Origin of the sequence: Candidatus Pseudoscillospira sp. SGI.172 (assembly GCF_050313575.1) — a bacterium.
Taxonomy (GTDB): domain Bacteria; phylum Bacillota; class Clostridia; order Oscillospirales; family Oscillospiraceae; genus Vermiculatibacterium.
This window is the reverse complement of record NZ_JBNPLQ010000060.1, coordinates 1-2,738: the sequence shown is the minus strand read 5'-3', so window position 1 is coordinate 2,738 and position 2,738 is coordinate 1. Positions and strand designations below refer to the sequence as shown.

The following is a 2,738-nucleotide window of genomic DNA, read 5'->3' as shown; positions in this document are numbered from 1 at the left end:
ATAGCGATAGGTAATCCACCGCTTTTATCCCGGTGTAGCCGGGACAGTCAGGGTGGATTTTCCCCCGCTTCACACCGTGCTTGCGACTTTCACCGCACACGGCGCACCATCAATGCAGATTATTTGTTGCGTGTATGTGAAGTAACCAGTTTATTCCTAAAACCTTTGATTTTCTTTTGCGCTTCGTTGTCGAACTCGCTGATATCCTGATTAGGGTTGTTCACAGCTTCAAGGCATTTTCTGTGCATAGAGACCAGATTGTTGACACGGTTCACTTGATTCAATGGGAGATAAGGGTTGACTCTGTGAGCACAAGGCTCAGTTGATATTAACCAACCACCGCAGACCCGGCATTTCAGCCTGTCACGGTTAAGCGCATAGGCTCTATTCATAATAAACTCGAAATTGTTGAGTCGTCCCCATTTGCTGTAACAGACAGCGCGGGATGTACTCTCTGAGTACATCTCATCCAGCCGCGCGTTCATGCGTTTCTTTTTTGTGCGTTTGAAATAGTGCTGTCTGCCATCTTCCGAATATGGCGTTTCTGCCTGCGCTTTCACAGGCGTCATTTCCCACTGGCAGAAGGAGAGAGCAGTAAAGCCAACATAGATATCGCGATATTTTATCGAGGGTATTTTCTGCTGATGCTTTTGATGAACATGGGGTAGATTTTGCGTTTGGTTTGCTGGTATCCATCTGCCGCTGTATTGCTTCAGACGATCTTTGGCAATCATCTGCAATCGGTGGGAGTGCCGCCGCAGGGCAACGCTGACCCATGTACAGCACTGGTAGTACTGGATGATCCCTCGAACTTGGCTGTTGATGCGATTGATTTCCCCAATAAGTTGTTCCTTGCTAAAATTTCTGGGAATTTTCTTGATACTCTCTGCGATACTGTCAACTTTCCGCTGCAACCGTTCTCTGTCTGGTATCGTCTTTGTAATATAGCCTGTTCTGCTGTTTCCCGGTATCATTTTGAGTTCGTAACCGAGAAAGCGGATGTGTTTTCTCCGTACATCTGTTATCAGCGTTTTTTCTGTGGATAATGTCAGCTTGAGTTTGTCTTGCAGAAATGTTTGCAATCTGGATTTCCATTGTTCAGCATGGGCGCGGGTGTCTGTGATGATGACAAAATCGTCTGCGTACCGTATGAGCCATCCAGGAGTCAGCGAAGTTTGATAAAGCGATTTTCGCTTGGTTCCCGCAGTCCGGTAAGCTCGTCGAGTTTTCTTGTGTTCCCACTGCTTTGTAACCCACTCATCCATTATGTCCAGATAGACATTGGCCAGTAGCGGGCTGATAATCCCGCCCTGTGGGGTTCCATACTCGTTTACGGTGCATTCATCCATAATCCCGGCTCTCAGCATAGCCTTGATGATTTGCAACACACGCCTGTCTTTGATACCGATGTGGTACAGGCGGTTTAGAAGGATTCCATGGTCAATATTATCAAAGCATTTGCTTATGTCTCCCTCAACAATCCAGTATTTAGCCGATGTGTGCGCTACCTGATTGATGCGCGCCAGCGCCATCACGGTATCCCGCATGGGCCGAAACCCGTAAGAATGCTCAAAGAATCGTGCTTCCAAAATCGGCTCCAGCACGATTTTCATACATTCCTGTACGATGCGGTCTCGAATAGTAGGTATACCCAGCGGGCGTTTCTCGGCTTTTCCTGGTTTGTCGATGTATTTCCGGCGTATCTTCTGGGGTTCAAAATACTTGAATGCGTTTTGAATATCCTTTATCACCCACTGATAGGGTCTTTCCAGATAGTCTTTTCGCATGGTTTTGAAATCAACGCCGGGGGTCTCGCTGCCGTGATTGCTTTTGATGTTGTGAATTGCTGTGATAATGGTTGCTTCTGCTGACATAATTTCCAGAAGTCCCTTGAACGCTGGCCGTCCGCCTGCGTCATAGACCTCTTTGCTGTGCTGAAACAGCTTGTCTTGGAGTTCGCGCAGTTGTGTTTCGGTTTTTGGACTGTCGAATTGTTGTGCCATACGCACCGCCTCCCTTCGGACTTGGTGTTTCTGGTTTTAGTCAGGTATGCCTACGGCTTCCTCGACTTCCTGTTCACATACAATCTGCATTGACTATGCCCCTTCGCTCCACCCCCATTACAGGGGCTTCATCACTACTACGGGCTCCTGCCCCGTGGATGAGCAGGTCATTTCCTACCTGCGCGGGTGGGAGTGTCATCCCTTTTACATTTCCATGTACCCGTCCACGGTTCCTTTGTTCCCTATGCTTTAGCTTTGTATATCGGTTTTAGCCCGTCCCTCTGGCCCGACTGCCATCTTTGGCTGGTGTGATCTTCTGCCAAAGACATTCGACCTTAGTGGTTTTCTGCTGTTCTTCGCGGGTGGAAGCGTCGAACAGCGGCAGTACCCCGCTTCGGGGCTGATGGCTGTATTATCATCCTCTTCTTTACGAGCCTTACTCTCAGGACTTTTGTCGGCTGCAACAAGACATACTGGACATGACCGATTTGTAGCCTCCTGCGGGCGCGGCCATCTCAGACCGCACTACCGCTCTTTACCGAGCTTCGCACACACCACATGACACTATGATGTGCACGTCGGAGTTTCAGAGTTTTTGTTACCCGTCACACCGGGTCAGGCAGGTACTTCCCCTGCCAAATCAAGCATAGAGTTCAGATTTCTTGAGAAATCTGCCTTGTTTTATTGCGTATTTCTACGCAGATTGTCAAGGAACAAAGCGCACCCGCCCCAGAA

Annotated in this window: 1 protein-coding gene; it reads right to left on the bottom strand. The window is 48.6% G+C overall.

The window, feature by feature from the left end:
- Positions 1-119: 119 nt before the first annotated feature.
- Positions 120-2,003 (bottom strand): group II intron reverse transcriptase/maturase, encoded by a 1,884-nt coding sequence (gene ltrA, locus ACQRD3_RS13350; RefSeq protein ID WP_427781715.1) that lies wholly within the window; start codon positions 2,001-2,003, stop codon positions 120-122.
- Positions 2,004-2,738: the final 735 nt, after the last annotated feature.

Bases quoted from the DNA above. Each gene is read 5' to 3' on its own strand.
- ltrA (WP_427781715.1), bottom strand. From the start codon at position 2,003: ATGGCACAACAATTCGACAGTCCAAAAACCGAAACACAACTGCGCGAA.